Genomic DNA, 17,433 nt, shown 5'->3' with positions numbered 1-17,433 from the left:
AAAAAAGCACATTATCGCATCAGGCTTTCTCGGTTCTGTTCCGCCCGCCCTGCTTGGCTCTGTAGAGTGCATTGTCGGCATTGATTATGAAATGTGCCGCAGTGCTTCCGGACTCATATTGGGCAACCCCAAGACTCACCGTAACATGGCCTACAGCCCCGAAGTCGTGATCTTCGACAGCATGCCGTATTTTTTCCGCAAGCACAAAACAGTCGTCTTTCAGTGTTTCCGGTGCAATGATGAGAAACTCCTCACCGCCCCACCTGCCCACAGTGTCAGAAGCTCTGGTGCTGGATTTCAGAATGGCCGCCAGCTGAATGAGAACGCTGTCGCCCTCGGCATGCCCGAAGTTATCGTTCACATTTTTAAAATGGTCGATATCCAGCAGAATAACCGAAAAATCATGACCGTATCTTTCGAAACGAACCATCTCTTTCTTCAATGACGCATCCAGCCATCGTCTGTTGCTTATCTTCGTCAGCTGATCGGTAACGGACATCTCTTCGATCTGCTTAATAGCGGTGAAGTCATAATCAATAGAAGTGTATCCGATAATCTCGCCCTTTTCGTTAAGATCGGGGCTGATGATTTTTCTGAGCCAGAATGTGTTCCCGTGTTTGTCCTGACAACGCAGCTCACCCTGCCACACATCTCCACACTGGATGGTTTCCCACAGCTCTTTATATATGGCAGGATCGTTCTCCGGATGCCGTATCAGCTTATTGGTATTACCGATAAGCTCTTCACGGCTGTATCCGCTGATTCTGGAAAAAGCAAGGCTCACTCTCGTTATGATCTGATTAACATCAGTAGATGTCGTTATGACGTATCTATCAAGGATATTCATGAATTCTCTGAGGCTTCTGTTTGTTTCTGTCAGCTTTGTCTGGAGTCTTGAAGGGATGAACGCTGCAATCCACGCCAGAGGGATGGAAACAGCCAGAGTGGTCAGCGCAATGATAAACGCAGCATATGTATTGTCCGCCCTGGTCTCTAATATGTATTCCTGCTTAGTTTTAAAAACAAGTCTGATATTTTCGCCATTCTGAATCTGCGGTTCAAGATTGAATGAATACAAATTTTCGGTGGAGAAAACATCATTGGCAAGTATCTTGTCGGCGTATTCGGGCAGGTAGTTTTTCAGAGTCACATGCTTATTAAGGTAGCCTGACCAAATCTGGTTCTCACCTGTGGTCAGCAGCATCCGGCCTTTGCCGTCACATATAAACACATCAAAGTTATCCGCCTTAACCAGATTGTTCAGAACATTGGACATCATAAGATTCACTATCACAATGCCTTTGAAATTACCGTTAATATAGACCGGAGTCGCCATGCGGAAAGTTGGGTTAAGGGGTATTTCAATTTTGCCGTGTTCTCTGTTCAAATCGACCTTGGATTTCCATATACTGTTTTCAGGAAGTTTTGCGGATTCTTTGAAATAGTAGCTGTCGGACTTATCCTGTAGCTTATTTTCGGGAACTATAAAGACCCGTCCGCTCTTTCTGTCCACACGGGAACGCTCAACGCCCTTTTCGTCAATATATCTGAGCTGCATCAGGTTAAAGGTCGATTCCACCGAAGCCAGAAAGAAAGCATCCAGATGTTCTTTGTTATGGAAAGCCGGATTTTCGATGTAATCTATCAGCAGGCTGTTTTTTGAAAATGTATTGAGAAGCAGAACGTAACGTTTCATTATCTGATTCGTATAAAATGCTTTTTCGTCAAATATACTATTAACATTGCGGGTTATTTGTTTCTTAATATTCACAACAGTCATCGAGTAGTTCACGTAAGATGTAAGTGCCGCTACCACCATTCCGAAAATTATAAAGTAGAAGGAGAAAAGGAAATAATACTTAAGGGACTTAGATTTTTCCATGAAAAGAGACCCTCAATAATGTTTTATAAAAGTATACACTTGAAAAGTAATAATATAAATTGTTATTTTTCTTTTTTTTCCAAAACCTGCACTGCACAATATTATTGAATTTTCCTATGCTTTATGCCTATACTTTTCAGTGAAATACGGGTGACAATTTTATAATTGGTCATTTTTAAGAAAAAAACTTATACATAAACAAGGAGACTTTTTATGACCGACATCATTGATGTTTTTGCCAGAGAGGTACTGGATTCCAGAGGTAACCCCACAATAGAAGTTGACGTTGTTACCAGCGGCGGCGTTCTGGGACGTGCGATAGTTCCCTCAGGTGCATCAACAGGCGAATACGAAGCTGTGGAACTTCGTGACGGTGACAAATCAAGATACCTTGGCAAGGGTGTTCTGAAAGCAGTTCAGAACGTAAACGAGATTATCGCTCCTGAGCTTGAGGGAATCGATGTCACTGAACAGAAGATGATCGACGAAATCCTCCTCTCACTTGACGGCACAAAAAACAAAGGTAAACTGGGCGCAAACGCCATCCTCGGCGTTTCACTGGCATGCGCCAGAGCCGCTGCTGACGCTTGCGGACTGCCCCTTTACAAATACATAGGCGGAACATTTGCCAACACCCTGCCCGCCCCCATGATGAACATTATCAACGGCGGCTCCCACGCTGACAACAACGTGGACATTCAGGAATTTATGATCATGCCCCTCGGCGCAGAAAACTTCAAAGAAGCTCTGCGTATGGGTGCGGAAGTTTTCCATACACTGAAAAAAGTTCTGAAAGACAAAGGACTCAACACTGCTGTCGGCGATGAGGGCGGTTTTGCACCCAACCTCGGTTCAAACGAGGAAGCCATCGAAGTTATCATCGATGCCATCAAAAAAGCAGGCTATGAGCCCGGCAAAGACATCTACATAGCTCTGGATGCCGCATCCAGCGAATTTTACAACAAAGAGAAAAAATGCTACGTTCTCGCTGCTGAGGCAAAACCCGAAAAAACGGCTGCCGAAATGGTTGAGTACTACTCATATCTTGTTGATAAATACCCGATCATCTCTATTGAAGACGGTCTGGACGAAAACGACTGGGACGGCTGGAAACTGCTGACAGACGCTCTGGGCAAAAGAATACAGCTCGTGGGCGACGACCTGTTCGTTACAAACACAGAGAAACTTAAGCAGGGTATTGAAAAGGGAATCGCCAACTCAATCCTTGTTAAGCTGAACCAGATAGGCACGCTGACAGAAACTCTGGACGCAATCCAGACTGCCCGTGAAGCCGGCTACACATGTGTCATCTCCCACCGCTCCGGCGAGTCCGAGGACACAACCATCGCCGATCTCGCTGTCGCAGTTAACGCAGGGCAGATCAAAACAGGCTCACTCTGCCGCACAGACAGAATAGCCAAATACAACCAGCTCCTGCGCATCGAAGAGGAACTGTTCGAACAGGCTACGTTCAAGGGAATCAAGGGTTTCTATAACCTGAAAAAGTGATACAAATCCCCCTTAGCCCCCCTTTGTTAAAGGGGGATTTTAAGCCTCCCTTTAAAAAAACATTTGCCTCATTTTTGCGAATGTTTCTGCACCGGGCTAGCCGGAAAGGGAGGTTTGGAGGGATTTACATTAAAATTTGAAAAAGCAGACTGGTTTTCAGTCTGCTTTTTTTATGTGTCTTTTAAGATAAAACAATCCCAGAAGTGCCGAAACCAAGGAAGCACCAAGGATGGCCAGTTTTGAAATATTCTGCATCTCCTCTGGAAATGCCATTGTTGAAATGAATATAGACATGGTGAGACCTACGCCCGCCAGCATGCCCGCTCCGATTATCTGGGGCATGGTGACACCATCAGGCAGAGAGACCTTTCCGGTTTTCATGAGCAGAGCAACACTACCGACGATACCCAGAGGTTTACCCACGATAAGCCCTGCGGCGATACCTGCCGTCATCAGCCATGATTCCGTGCTGAGTGTACCCACATTAAACGTCAGCCCCATATTCGAAAATGCGAAAACAGGCATTATGAAATATGCAGTGAGGCTGTGCAGACTATGCTCCAGTCTGGACATGGGGCTTTGTGAATATGTGGCGGTGAACACCACCCTTCCCATATCCTGTTCGTTCTCTTTTGTCAGTGATTTATCCTCGTCGTTATCGATTCTGGACACCGCATTTCTCACCATACGGCTGAAAACGTTCATGGGGATTCTGGGTTCGGACGGGATGAACATAGCAGTAACAACACCCGCAACCGTTGCGTGTATTCCTGACTTAAGAAGGCAGTACCACAGAACGGCACCCACCAGCAGATACGGTCCGAGAAGAGCAACCCTGAACCTGTTCATGGCAAACAGCACCAGAACAGATGCCACCGCCCAGATCAGGTATGATACGACCAGCGTATCGGTATAAAACAGTGCAATGACCAGCACTGCCAGAAGATCATCCACAACAGCCAGAGAGGCCAGAAACACCTTCAGTCCGGTAGGAACACCGCTTCCCAGAAGTGTCAGAAGACCTATGGCAAAGGCTATATCCGTTGCCATGGGGACGCCCCATCCGCTCATTACGCCCTTAACGTTAAGTCCGGCATAGATAAGCGCAGGCACAACCGCACCGCCCACGGCGGCAACAATCGGCAGCATGGCCTGCGACGGGGTGGAAAGCTCCCCGTGGACAAACTCACGCTTAACCTCAAGACCGACCATGAGGAAGAAAAGCGCCATAAGGCCGTCGTTTATCCAGAGGATGAGGGGTTTGTAAAGCGAGAACGCACCGAAGGTCACTCCGAACATCTGACTGAAAAAGGTCAGATACATTTCGGATGCGGCAGTATTTGCCAATATCAGCGCAAGCACCATTGCGCCTATCATCAGAATACTGCTGGACGATTCCAGCTTCAGAAACCTCCCGAACAGGTCTAAAGTATGAAAGATCAAACGGTTCACTGTTTTCTGCATCTAATCACCTGTTGTTTTTATGGTACAATAAAGACTTCTTGATAATTAAAGAGTTCATACTATTATAGCATTATCTGACGAAACAGGAGATGATTATGAGTCTGGAAAAAAAAATGGCGGATCTTATATGCGAATATTCCCTCAATCTGAAAGAGGATGACATATTTTTAATTCGTGCCGAAACCGTATCCGAACCCCTTATTAAAGCCCTTATGGTAAAGGCTCTTCAGCTCGGCGCACACCCTGTGCTCCGTCTTGCCATTGCCGAACAGCAGGCGGCATTCTATGCCAACGCAAACAATAAGCAGCTTGAGTTCATCGCACCCAGTGTAATGGCGGATGCGCAGAACATCACGGCTCAGGTATACATCGACAGCACAAGCAACACAAAACAGCTCACCAAGGCTGATAAATCGAAAATAGCCCTTTCCAGCAAGACAATGCGCCATGTTCGGGACATTCTGATGGATCGCGAGCAGAAGGGCGAATTCCGCTGGTCGCTCTGCCCATATCCTTCTCAGGCAATGGCTCAGGATGCGGAGATGTCGCTGGATGAATACACAGAGTTTGTCTACAACGCATGCAAGCTGAACGAAGCCGATCCCGTCGCCGCATGGCGCAAGGTTGACGAGTTTCAGAAGAAGGTTGTGGATATCCTCACCGGAACAAAGGAACTGCGCATTGTGGGCAACAAAACGGACATCACGTTCAATGTTGAAGGCAGAAAATGGATAAACTGCAACGGTCACCACAACATGCCCGACGGCGAAGTATTCACAAGCCCCGTTGAGGATGCAACCGAAGGCCAGATATACTTTGACCTGCCAACATCATACATGGGTGTTGAAGCGGGCGGAATCCTGCTTAAAATAGAGAAGGGACGCATAGTCGAGGCATCCGCCGAGAAGGGCAACGACTTCCTCCAGAGCGTTCTGGAGACCGACGAAGGCTCAAGACTCATCGGCGAGGTGGCTTTCGGCCTTAACGACAACATAGACAAGCCCACAAAGAATATCCTGTTCGATGAAAAGATAGGCCGCACCATCCATATGGCTGTGGGCGCCAGCTATCCTGAGGCGGGCGGAAAGAACAAATCCGGCATCCACTGGGATATGATAAAATCCATGCAGGACGGAAAAGCATACGCCGACGGAAAGCTTATATACAGCGAAGGACGCTTTCTGGGGCTGTAGGAGATATTTCAAGTCACTCTGAAATGAGCATCATTGAGAACGCAGTGACTAATAGTCTGTCACTCTGAACACTAGCCGAAGGCTGTATGAGCCTATATGATCTAATTGTCGAATAAAGTGAAGAGTCTCATTGAATTGAGATTCTTCGGCAAGCCTCAGAATGACGATTTCTCTGCATCATTGCGAACATGCTAAAGCGGCGGGCTGACTGAAGTTGGAAGACTGCTTCACTGCGTTCGCAGTGACAGCTATAAAACGGGAGGAATGTAAATCCCCCTTAGTCCCCATTTTCAGCAAGCTCGGTGCAGAAACATTTGCAAAAATAAAGCAAATGTTTTGTAAAAGGGGGAGACAATACTGAAAAACGATGTCTTAAACTTGGCGGTTATATGCGAGCAGTACAAGAAAGACCTTTTGAGCGGGCTGCGAGCATACGAAAAATGTATGTGAGCAGTTCCGAAAAATGGTCTGACGCCGTAATGCGACGCATATAACCGCCAATAAAATTATTTTGTTCCGAACAACCTGTCGCCGGCATCTCCCAGCCCGGGCACTATATACCCGTTCTCGTTCAGCTTCTCATCAAGCCCTGCGGCAAACACCTTAACATCGGGGTGTGCCTCGCAGAAAGCCTTAACCCCTTCCGGAGCGGCTATCAGACACATGAACTTGATATTTTTAACACCGACCTCTTTCAGCTTGTCAACGGCCGCAATAGCGGAACCGCCTGTGGCAAGCATGGGGTCGATGAGTATAAAATCCCTGTCCTCGCTCTGAGGGGGGATCTTGAAGTAATAGGAAACGGGCTGGAGCGTTTCGTGGTCTCTGTAAAGACCTATATGTCCAACACGGGCAGAGGGAATAAGCTTCAGAATGCCGTCCACCATACCCAGACCCGCACGCAGAATGGGAACCAGAACAACTTTTTTACCTGAAACTATTCTTGTTTTCGTTTTGCAGATGGGTGTTTCGATCTCAACCTCTTCCAGAGGGAAGTCTTTTGTTATCTCATACGCCATAAGCATTGCAACCTCGTCCACAAGCTCCTTAAAGCCTTTTTTAGGTGTGGTGAGATCTCTGATAAAGGTCAGCTTGTGCTCAATAAGCGGGTGACTGATTACTGTAAAATTGGGGTAGTTCATTCTTTGTCCTTAGGGAGTATTAAGTTCAGGATAACGCCAACTATGCCTGCAAGACCGATCCCGCCGATGGTAACTCCCCCCAGAGTGAAGCTGAGGTTGCCGATGCCGACAACAAGGATAACCGACGCAATAATGAGGTTGCGGGCTTTGGACATATCCACACGCTCACGAACAACAGTACCTATGCCGATTGCGGCGATCATACCGAAAAGCAGGATCATGATACCGCCCATAACGGGAACAGGGATAGTCTTAAGCACTGCGCCGAGTTTGCCCACGAAGGCAAGAACAATAGCCGTACATGCGGCGATTGTCATATACACAACTTTATATGATTTTGTAAGAGCTACGGCTCCTGTAACTTCAGAATATGTAGTGTTGGGAGGACCGCCCAGAAGGCTTGCAAGAGATGTGGCAAGGCCGTCACCAAGAAGAGTTCTGTGGAGGCCGGGATTTTTCAGATAGTTTTTGCCGGAAACATTTGAGATCGCAAGAACATCCCCGACGTGCTCAATAGCGGGAGCGATTGCTACGGGAACGATGTAAAGTATTGCTGCTATATCAAAAACGGGCAATGCATATGATCCGTTTGCAATGGCGACCGACCAGGGGTTAACCAGCCATCCGGCATCTGAAATGGGCTGAAAGCTGACAACGCCCATAAAAAGTGAAACAACATAACCAACAATTATGCCTATAAGAATAGGGATCAGGCTGAGGATTTTTTTACCGTAAACAACTGTGAGTATTGCCGTTAAAAGCGATATCATTGCAATGGTCATTGCTTTGCCGTCATAGTTTCCTGATCCGTCAAAACTTTTTGCCATTTTGACCGCAACGGGGGCAAGGTTGAGACCGATAACCATTATAACGGGGCCTGTGACTATTGCGGGAAGATATTTTTCAATAGCTTCAACTCCGCCGATTTTAACCATAACGCTGAATACAAGATATGCAAGTCCTGCACATGCAAGACCCCCGAGAGTGGCGCCGACACCGAACTCTTTAACACCGAACTGAATCGGCGCAATGAATGCAAATGAGCTTGCCAGAAAAACGGGAACCATCCGTTTTGTGATAAGCTGAAAAAGGAGCGTACCCGCACCGGCAGTGAAAAGTGCGATTGAAGGATCAAGCCCCGTAAGCAGGGGAACAAGAACCAGTGCTCCGAAAGCAACGAACAGCATCTGCACACCGATTAGCATGGTCTTCAGCTTGCTTTCTTCCATAAAAAACCCTCCGATTAAATTTCAATATCCAAGTACAAACAGTCAATTTTATAAGTTTTTCCTGAAGATGTAAAGCCAAATAAGCGGACTATAATTTATTGACATATTTAGTCTTTTTACCACCAAACTAATAGATTGATTATGCATAAACTAAATGATATACTTCTTTTTTTTACATCACGGCACAGAGAAACAGATGAATATTTTATTCCTGAGCGACAACACCTCTCCGGCTGACCCCAGAGTTCTGAAAGCTGTTGAGGATGCTAACATTGGATATGCAAAATCATACGGAAACGATATATGGACGGCGGAAGCAGACAGACTCTTTAAACAGGAGTTCGGAAGCGATACGCTCTATTTTCCCGTGCTGACAGGCACAGGCGCAAACGTCATCTCGGTCGGCAGTGTTCTTTCCCCTTTCCATTCAGTACTATGCGCAGAAACAGCCCACATCGCCTGCGATGAATGCGGAGCGGTGGAGCGGTTTACGGGAAGCAGGCTGGTCACCATCAGCACCCCTGACGGAAAGCTGACCCCCGAAATGCTCGCCCCCTTCCTCAGAAACCCCGGATTCGAACACCACAGCCAGCCCAAAGTCGTTTCAATCAGCCAGACAACAGAAACAGGAACAGCATACACAGCGGATGAACTGGCGGAGATGTCAGATTTTGCCCGCAGCAACAAGATTATATTACATATAGACGGCTCAAGAATAGCCAACTGCGCAGCAGGGTCATCAATGAGCCTGAAACAGGCCGCCAAAGGTGCGGATATAGTCAGCTTCGGCGGAACGAAGAACGGAATGCTCATGGGAGAAGCGGTGCTTTTCCTGAATCCCGAGCTTGCTGAAAGTGTGAAATACGTCCGCAAGCAATACGGCCAGCTATTATCAAAAATGCGTTATGTATCAGCCCAGTTCATCCCCTATCTGCGGGACGGCATCTGGCTTGAGAACGCAGACAGTGCAAACAGCACCGCCCGCATGCTGGCGGACGGGTTCAGTTCGAAGGGCATCGCAATAAAATATCCGGTTAAGGGAAATGCGGTATTCGCACACCTTTCGGATGAGCAGATTAAAAGACTTTCTGAGGAATTTGCGTTTTATGTGTGGGATGAATCGGAAAATCTGTGCAGATTCGTCTGTCCCTACACGGCTTCAAAGGCCGATGTGGACGGGCTTCTGACACTCATTTAATGTTCGCCGCCAAAAAACCATATTTCTGCTTTATTTTTTGTCGGTTTTCTTTGTATAATCGAAGGTTAGAGCTAATAAACGGAGGCAGACATGGCGGAAAAAGAAAAAATCACCACTGTCGAGGTTAAGTGTCCTCTCTGCGACCACACCCAGATAGTCTATATCCCTAAAGAGGAAATCCCCCTCTGCCCCATCCATAAAAAGAAAATGATGATAAAAGAGATACTTGAAGAAGGGAAATCTTGTTAAGGAGGCATATATGAAGAAATTCATCGTATCAGTGTTTTACACTGCCGTTATGGCACTGGCGCTTCTTCTTGCCGGATGCGGTTCCGAAAAGAAGGAAGCGGGCGAATCCGCAGCTCCCGCAGCTGCTAAAGTGGACATCTGGGAACAGTCCACTCTGAACAAAATTCTGAAGAACAAAGTTCTCAGAGTCGGTCTTGAAGCAGGCTACATGCCTTTCGAACTGAAAGACAAAAGCGGCAACATCGTTGGTTTCGATGTTGACATCGCTAAAATGATGGCTGAAGACATGGGCGTTAAGCTTGAACTCGTAAACACAGCATGGGACGGTATCATCCCCGCTCTGCTTACAGACAAGTTCGACATCATTATGTCCGGTATGACCATCACTCCCCAGAGAAACCTTCAGGTTAACTTCTGCGACCCCTACATAGTTGTGGGCCAGACAATCTTTGTTAAAAAGGATCTTGAAGGCAAGATCACTTCTTACAAAGACCTTGACGACCCCAAGTACACCATCGCAACAAAACTCGGCGTAACTGCTGACTATGCTTCTAAAAAGTACATGGGCAAAGCAAACATCAAACTCTATGAAACAGAGCAGGAAGGTGCAATGGAAGTTCTTAACGGCAAAGCCGACGCTTTCGTTTATGACCTGCCCTACAACGCAATTTTCTACGCTCAGAACAAAGAGAAGCTCGGTTTCATCGACGAACCTTTCACATATGAGCCTCTTGCATGGGCCGTTCGCAAAGGCGACCCCGACTTCGTTAACTTCCTGAACAACTACCTCGCTCAGATCAAAGGCGACGGCAGATATCAGGCAACTTATGACAAGTGGTTCGGCTCCACTGACTGGCTGAAAGATATTCAGTAATTAACTTCGGGAGTGCTTTGAAGTGACAGAGAAAACGAAAAACCTCTTTTGGAACGGACTGCTGGTTGTCTTTCTGGGGCTTATGGCCTTCGGAATCTACGGAGCGTCCGTTAAGATCGACTATATCTGGCGTTGGGAGCGACTGCCTCAGTATGTTTTTTATTCTGAGAAGCAGACCACAACAGCCCCCGTCAGCGGAGAAGTGAGGATTGAGGGTAGTAAGCTCAGTATCGTTTCCGCAGACAGAGACGGCGACACCGTCAGCTTTGACAGCCTCGACGGCGTCACTGTTAAAAACGGCGACACTGTCACAAAAGGAAGCACAATCGCTGAAACATCAACAACAAAGGCAGGCCCACTCCTCGTGGGCCTGTTTACTACACTTTACATCTCGTTCTTTTCCATTATCTTCGCCATTATTCTTGGCGTTGTGACGGGTCTGGCCAGAGTTTCCGGCAACCCGTTCTTTAAGAAACTGGCAGTACTTTATATCGAACTTATCAGAGGCACCCCGCTTCTGGTTCAGATTTTTATATTCTATTTCTTCATCGGTACAATATTTAACCTCGACAGGGTTACGGCTGGTGTTGCCGCTCTGTCGGTGTTCACAGGCGCATATATCGCCGAGATAGTCCGTGCGGGCATCCAGTCCATCTCAAAAGGACAGATGGAAGCGGCACGAAGCCTGGGTATGAGCTATCCGCAGGCAATGGCTCTGGTCATTCTTCCGCAGGCGTTCAAAAGAACTCTGCCCCCCATGGCTGGCCAGTTCATATCACTCATAAAAGACTCTTCGCTGGTTTCCGTAATATCCATCACCGACCTCACAAAGGCGGGCAGAGAGGTTGTGGCCTCAACATTCAGCCCCTTTGAGGTATGGTTTACTGTGGCGGCGCTGTATCTTATTCTCACATCCGGTCTCTCATTCCTTGTCCAGCTTCTGGAGAAGAGAATGGCGGCGCAGGACAGATAAGGAGGGCTGACACATGATTAAAGCGGAAAACGTAGTTAAAATATATCCCAACGGCGTGAAAGCACTGAAAGGTGTTTCTCTCGACGTAGCAAAAAGCGAGGTTCTGGTCATCATCGGACCTTCCGGTTCCGGAAAATCCACCATGCTTCGCACCCTGAACCTTCTGGAAGAGGTACAGGGGGGTGAAATAGAGATCGACGGTCAGTCGCTCACACACCCCAAAACGAACATAAACCATCTGCGTGAGAACGTGGGCATGGTTTTCCAGTCGTTCAACCTGTTCCCCCACAAGACAGTTCTGCAAAACATCACCCTTGCGCCCATCAAGGTTAAAAAGATGAAAAAAGCGCAGGCGGAGGAGATTGCCACCGAGCTTCTTAAAAAGGTCGGTCTCTCCGAAAAGCGTGACTGCTACCCCAGCCAGCTTTCAGGCGGTCAGCAGCAGAGGGTTGCAATAGCAAGAGCACTTGCAATGCGTCCCAAGGTTATGCTGTTCGACGAACCCACATCCGCCCTTGACCCCGAAATGATCGGCGAGGTTCTGGATGTTATGAAAACTCTGGCAAAAGAGGGAATGACAATGGTTGTCGTTACCCACGAAATGGGATTCGCCAGAGAGATGGCAGACAGAATAATCTTTATGGATGAAGGTCTGAAAGTTGAAGAGGGCACCCCTGCGGAGCTATTCAACGGTCCCAAGAGCGACAGACTGAAACTCTTTTTGAGTCAGGTACTTTAGAAACAGCAAAGGCGGCCCCGAAAAGGCCGCCTTTTTTATTGTCTCATACTATGAGATTCTTCACTTCGTTCAGAATGACAAAAAAAGGCGACCCCGAAAGGTCGCCTTTGCTGTTTTTATGACAACGCCGAAATGCGAGGATCTTCTCAGCATATCGGCAGTGGTTAGAACCGAGCAGTTCAAGGCGGAGTTGAAAAAATCGCATGAGTGTACACGAATGTACATGATTAAGATTTTTTCAATGACAACACCGAAATGCGAAGCGTTATAACCGCTGCCTTAGATTTTGAATATTCTTGTGCCCTCCATCTGATCATCCGCCTGCTTCTGCAGATCGGCAACAGTATGGGAAACCTGCGTAATGGCCGCTGTGCTCTGCTCCAGACCGCTTGATATGACCTGAGCATTGTCGTTTATGTTAGCTATGGCCTGCGACTGTTCGCCCACGGCACTGGTTATCATTCCGCTGGCGGTGGATATTTCGTTCACAGAATCCACGATCTTTTCAAAGATCCTGTCAACTGCATCCAGCTTGTTTGCACCGTCCTGAACCTTTCTGCCGGCCTCGGCCATCTCTTTGTTGGTTCTGGCTGTCTCTTTTATGAACTGGGAGATTATGGTCTTGATCTCCTCTGTTGACTGCTGAGTGCGCTCCGCCAGTTTACGAACCTCGTCTGCAACAACTGCAAAACCCCGTCCGTGGTCGCCTGCTCTTGCGGCCTCAATTGCGGCGTTAAGAGCCAGAAGGTTTGTCTGGTCGGCTATATCGTTTATAACCAGCAGAATGCTTCCTATGTCTTCTGATGATTTTGCCAGTCCGGCGACAGTTGTGCTGAGTTCGCCGACGCTCTTGTTAATTTCCGCCATAACTTCGTTGGCAGACACTATGTTGTTTTGGCCTTCCGTTGTCAGCTGTTTTGCCGACTGTGACTTATCGGATACCTCATGTATCGAATCCATGACCAGTCTTGAAGATGTGCTTATCTCCTCAACAGCCGATGCCACTGATGAAACCTGCTGAGCCTGATCGGAGAAGGTCGTGGCCAGTTCCTCTGTGGTGCTGGCAAGTTCTGTACTGCCGGAGGCAAGGGAGCCTGCGGACATTATTATACCCTCTATTATCTCTTTCAGTTTCAGCCTCATCTCCTCCATAGCCGAAGCAAGATGGCCTATTTCGTCCTGCTGTTTAATATCAAGAGGTTTGGAGAAATCGCCTTTTGAAAGGTGGGCTGCGAAATCTATCGCCTGACCCATGGGCACTGTGACCGAACGGGTTATAAGCACCGAAATAAAGATGCCAAGGGCAACAGCCGCAATCGAGAATACTATTATAACCACAACAGCCGTTGAGATGCTGGAGTCCATTTCGTTTTTGTATTCTTCAACAACAACGATACTGAGCGCCTGAGCTTTCTGTGCGGCTTTAACCAGCTCTGCCTGAATGTCTACCTGGGTATTGAAAGCGTTGACCCATTTGTCAAAATCTTCTTTATAACTGTTAAGGTCAGCAAGGATTCTCTGATTTCCGGCACCTGCCGCAACAGCTGAGCTGTAGTGCTTTTCAAACTCTTTAAGGTTTGCAGGGTCTGAGTCGTTCATAAATCTGAGAGCATCGATACGCATGAGGGTAAGGAGCTTCGCAACCCCCTCCTCTCCGGAATTTGCTGCCTCAGCAAGGGCATTTCTGGCTGAGTTTGTCATTTCAGTATAGTTTGACTTTTTCAGCTCCTGAGCGGCCTTGAATTTATTGAATTCATTCTGATAGCTTGAAACGAGAGTCATCATCTCGCTTATGTTCTGATTATTCTTCATGTCAGGATAGGTCTGAACGGCTCCGTCAACCAGTTTAAACGCCAGTTGAAGCTGCTCTTCTGTCTTCTGAGCAAATGCCTCATCACCTGTGGAACTGTACATATATCTTGCCAGTCTGGCTTCATATATTGCGTTCTGGACGTTTGAAATAGCGTCCATTTTTCTGGCTTCGCTCGCCACCACCATTATTTTTGAATAGCTTATGAATCCTACAACAACGAGAAGGAACAGAACGATTCCGAATCCGAGATAAAGTTTTTTAGAAAGTTTCATGTTTTTAAGCATAACACACCTCAATCATAAAAAGGACTGAACTTGTATGCTTTAATCATTGACCAGTTTTAACCGCCTGTCAAGTGGAATGTAAGTAAAACAACATTAAAATTATTTTACACAGTATTCGCAGAACTTTCCAAGCAGACTGTTCGCTTCTGGAGTCTCCTCAACGCCGCCCAGAGTGAGTTCGGGGCTTTTAAGCTTCTCCTTCTGATTAAGAACATACTCTCTTGATATCAGGGCATCATATTCCGGATGAAACTGGACACCCCATGCATTCTTACCATAGCGGAAAGCATGGTGAGGTTCGTAGGGGTTGTTAACCAGAACCACAGCGCCTTCGGGCAGGGTCAGAGCCGACTGAGTGTGGCTTACATGCACCCTGAATGTCTGGGGAAGGGATTTGAAAACGGGATCCTTCTTCGCCTCAGCGGTAAGGTTCACATCCACAGTTCCGATCTCAGGTCCCTTAGGGTGATTGTCAACCGTACCTCCGAGCGCATGAGCAAGCAGCTGATGCCCATAGCATACTCCCATTACAGGAACCGATTTTTCCACAGCCCTTCTCAGCCATTCCGCAGTTCTTTCGCTCCAGTCATGTCTGTCAGTGACCATCTCATGGGCACCTGTGATAAGGATACCATAGAAATCAAATGAATCAGGAAGATTTTCTTTCTGAACGTCAACAACCATCACATTTTGTCTCATAACGCCCATAAATCTGATCATCCAGTCTTCAAAATCGCCGTAGTGAAGCGCTAAGTCTTTCATGGTATTTCCGGTTTTGACTACAAGAAACATGAGCACATCCTGTAAGATAAGATTTAGCGGTTAGTATAATCTCTTTTTCTTAAAATAAAACCAAAAATAAGAATTCAGAGAAATCATTTTATTCACATTTCAGAGATAAAAATATTCAAAATGACATAAAATCGTATTTTTGTGGGAAAAAATATGGGACATATGTGAAAAATAATGGTGTGTTTTGTTTAATTTAATTCACAATCGACCATAATACATAGTATAATTCAATACTATATCCAAATCAGGAGAATTGCATGCTTAAGTCAATCAAGTCAAAAATTCTTCTTTTAGTAATGATCCCTCTTATCGCAGTCACCTGCATTGTTCTTATGACTGTCTATTTAGACATGAAAAAAGCAACAAAAGAGCAGATCGACTACGCCAGAGCAGCTATGCTGGAAGAAAAAAAGGAACAACTCAAATCAGAAGTGAACAGTGCCGTCACTGCAATTGCCCCCATAATGAACGATCCTGAACTAAACCCTCAACAGATTGAAACTAAGGTCAAAGCAATTCTGGAAAGTATACGTTTTCAAAAAGACGGCTATGTTTTCACATATGACTACAACGGAACAGCAATGACAGTTGGTCCTTACAAAGACGTTGTCGGCAAGAATCTTTACGACAAATCCGATGCCAACGGAGTCTATTTTGTTAGAGAGATGATAGAAAAAGCCAAGGCCGGAGACGGATACGTTGAATATATCTGGCCGAAACCCTCCATCAACAAAGATGCGCCGAAACTGAGCTATGTCACCAGAATAGACCGCTGGAACTGGATGATAGGCACAGGAATCTATATTGATGATATTGACGAGGCCATAGCGAAACTGGAAGTTGACCAGAATGCTAAAATGCGGGCAATGCTTTTTGAAATATTGGCATTCTCGGCTGTGGCTCTCGCTGTGGCCTGCGTTATAACCCTCAGCATCACCAGAAAAATGACAATCGGGATAATCACCGCCGCAAACACCCTCAAAGATATCGCATCGGGAGAGGGGGATCTTACCAAACAGCTCCCCGTGACTTCAAACGATGAGGTGGGTGATCTGGCAAAGTATTTCAACCAGTTCATAAACAAGCTGAGAGACATTGTCGCCTCCGTTCAGGAGAACGCACAATCCGTTGCATCCGGCAGCACAGAGCTGGCCGCCGCAACTGAGGAACTCTCAATGACCATGGGCGATCAGGCAGCACAGGTTTCAGGTGTAGCATCCGCAACAGAAGAGATGAGCGCATCGTCCGCCATTATAAACTCCAACCTCGAAGCAAACCTGCGGGTTGCTGAAGAGACCACAGACAACACGGTTGAAGGCAGCAAGATGCTTAAGCGTGCCGTGGACGAGATACAGCAGATCAAAACAAAAGTGGACGAACTAGGCTCAACCATCAGAAGCCTTGCGGAATCCTCTCAGGAGATAAACGCAATCCTTAACGTTATCAGCGATATCGCCGACCAGACCAACCTTCTGGCTCTTAACGCCGCTATCGAAGCCGCAAGAGCCGGAGAACACGGACGGGGATTTGCTGTTGTTGCGGATGAGGTTCGCAAGCTGGCAGAGAGAACACAGTCTGCCACGGGCGAAATAAGCGGCATTATAGGCAATTTACAGAAGGAATCAGGCCGTGCATCCGACGACATGGGCAACGCCCTTGTAAAGGTTGATTCAGGCGTTAAAACCATGATGGCCACCTCAACCTTCTTCGACAAGATAGTAAACTCCGTCAGCGAAATGAGCAGTATGAACGGAGTGATCGAATCCTCCATCAGGGAGCAGGTTCAGGCCATTGACAACATCAACGACAATGCGCAGACCATCTCCGCCGGAATAGAACAGAGCACAAACGCTCTGGGCGAGATAAGCCGTACCGTTTCCGACCTTGAACGTCAGTCGGAGAACCTTATGGTGCTTACAAGACAGTTTAAGATATAGGTTTCATGTTAAGATAATTTCTGAAAGCGTATCCTTCGGGGTACGCTTTTTTTTCGGTCATGCTGAGTTGGGACTGCTTCACTTCGTTCGCAGTGACGTGGAAAGTTTTACCTATAAATCGTCACTCTGAGGCATAAGCCGAAGAGTCTCAAGCC

The 17,433-nt window shown here is 46.9% G+C and carries 14 protein-coding genes; 8 read left to right on the top strand and 6 right to left on the bottom strand.

What is annotated here, in order from left to right; all coding sequences use genetic code 11:
* Positions 1-19 precede the first annotated feature (19 nt).
* Positions 20-1,882, bottom strand: coding sequence for a sensor domain-containing diguanylate cyclase (locus C8D98_RS05705; protein WP_132872828.1), 1,863 nt, complete (start codon positions 1,880-1,882; stop codon positions 20-22).
* Positions 1,883-2,095: 213 nt separating this feature from the next.
* On the opposite strand from C8D98_RS05705, the gene eno reads away from it, so the two are divergent.
* A complete protein-coding gene (eno, locus tag C8D98_RS05700) occupies positions 2,096-3,391 on the top strand; it encodes a phosphopyruvate hydratase (protein ID WP_132872826.1) in 1,296 nt (431 codons plus the stop codon).
* Positions 3,392-3,547: 156 nt separating this feature from the next.
* Here the strand turns inward: eno and nhaA are convergent, their stop codons facing one another.
* Entirely contained in the window at positions 3,548-4,855 is a 1,308-nt protein-coding gene (nhaA, locus tag C8D98_RS05695; RefSeq protein ID WP_132872825.1) for a Na+/H+ antiporter NhaA, read from the bottom strand.
* Positions 4,856-4,950: 95 nt separating this feature from the next.
* Here nhaA and C8D98_RS05690 point away from each other — a divergent pair, with 95 nt between their 5' ends.
* Positions 4,951-6,048 (top strand): aminopeptidase, encoded by a 1,098-nt coding sequence (locus tag C8D98_RS05690; RefSeq protein WP_132872823.1) that lies wholly within the window; start codon positions 4,951-4,953, stop codon positions 6,046-6,048.
* Positions 6,049-6,554: 506 nt separating this feature from the next.
* Here C8D98_RS05690 and upp read toward each other — a convergent pair.
* The gene (gene upp, locus C8D98_RS05685; protein ID WP_132872822.1) at positions 6,555-7,190 is read right to left on the bottom strand and encodes a uracil phosphoribosyltransferase; all 636 of its coding nucleotides are present in this window, start codon (positions 7,188-7,190) and stop codon (positions 6,555-6,557) included.
* Positions 7,187-8,404, bottom strand: a complete 1,218-nt coding sequence (locus C8D98_RS05680; protein ID WP_165871216.1) for a solute carrier family 23 protein — start codon at positions 8,402-8,404, stop codon at positions 7,187-7,189. The genes upp and C8D98_RS05680 overlap by 4 nt, the downstream gene beginning before the upstream one ends.
* A 211-nt stretch (positions 8,405-8,615) precedes the next feature.
* Between C8D98_RS05680 and C8D98_RS05675 the strand changes: the two genes are divergently transcribed.
* The 5 genes from C8D98_RS05675 (at position 8,616) to C8D98_RS05660 (ending at position 12,452) form a co-directional block, all read left to right on the top strand.
* On the top strand, positions 8,616-9,617 hold the full coding sequence (locus tag C8D98_RS05675) for a threonine aldolase family protein (protein ID WP_165871202.1): 1,002 nt from the start codon (positions 8,616-8,618) through the stop codon (positions 9,615-9,617).
* A 90-nt stretch (positions 9,618-9,707) separates the two neighbouring features.
* A complete protein-coding gene (locus tag C8D98_RS13715; RefSeq protein WP_165871201.1) occupies positions 9,708-9,866 on the top strand; it encodes a hypothetical protein in 159 nt (52 codons plus the stop codon).
* Positions 9,867-9,876: 10 nt separating this feature from the next.
* Positions 9,877-10,740 carry a transporter substrate-binding domain-containing protein gene (locus C8D98_RS05670; protein ID WP_243640913.1) on the top strand — a complete coding sequence of 288 codons (864 nt, stop codon included), beginning with the start codon at positions 9,877-9,879 and terminating at the stop codon, positions 10,738-10,740.
* A gap of 22 nt (positions 10,741-10,762) precedes the next feature.
* Complete coding sequence (locus C8D98_RS05665) at positions 10,763-11,713, top strand: amino acid ABC transporter permease (protein WP_207891242.1); 951 nt, start codon at positions 10,763-10,765, stop codon at positions 11,711-11,713.
* A gap of 13 nt (positions 11,714-11,726) precedes the next feature.
* Positions 11,727-12,452: an amino acid ABC transporter ATP-binding protein gene (locus C8D98_RS05660; RefSeq protein ID WP_132872817.1), complete on the top strand. Its 726-nt coding sequence runs from the start codon at positions 11,727-11,729 to the stop codon at positions 12,450-12,452.
* 279 nt (positions 12,453-12,731) lie between these two features.
* On the opposite strand, the gene C8D98_RS05655 is transcribed toward C8D98_RS05660, so the two are convergent.
* On the bottom strand, positions 12,732-14,549 hold the full coding sequence (locus C8D98_RS05655) for a HAMP domain-containing methyl-accepting chemotaxis protein (RefSeq protein WP_132872816.1): 1,818 nt from the start codon (positions 14,547-14,549) through the stop codon (positions 12,732-12,734).
* Positions 14,550-14,648: 99 nt separating this feature from the next.
* On the bottom strand, positions 14,649-15,341 hold the full coding sequence (locus tag C8D98_RS05650) for a glutamine amidotransferase (protein WP_283805595.1): 693 nt from the start codon (positions 15,339-15,341) through the stop codon (positions 14,649-14,651).
* A gap of 257 nt (positions 15,342-15,598) precedes the next feature.
* Here C8D98_RS05650 and C8D98_RS05645 point away from each other — a divergent pair, with 257 nt between their 5' ends.
* On the top strand, positions 15,599-17,278 hold the full coding sequence (locus C8D98_RS05645) for a methyl-accepting chemotaxis protein (protein WP_132872813.1): 1,680 nt from the start codon (positions 15,599-15,601) through the stop codon (positions 17,276-17,278).
* Positions 17,279-17,433 lie beyond the last annotated feature (155 nt).

The sequence above is a fragment of the Seleniivibrio woodruffii genome (genome assembly GCF_004339245.1).
GTDB classification, from domain to species: Bacteria; Chrysiogenota; Deferribacteres; order Deferribacterales; family Geovibrionaceae; genus Seleniivibrio; species Seleniivibrio woodruffii.
Note: the sequence above shows the minus strand (reverse complement) of the source record. Positions and strands in the feature narration are given on the sequence as shown.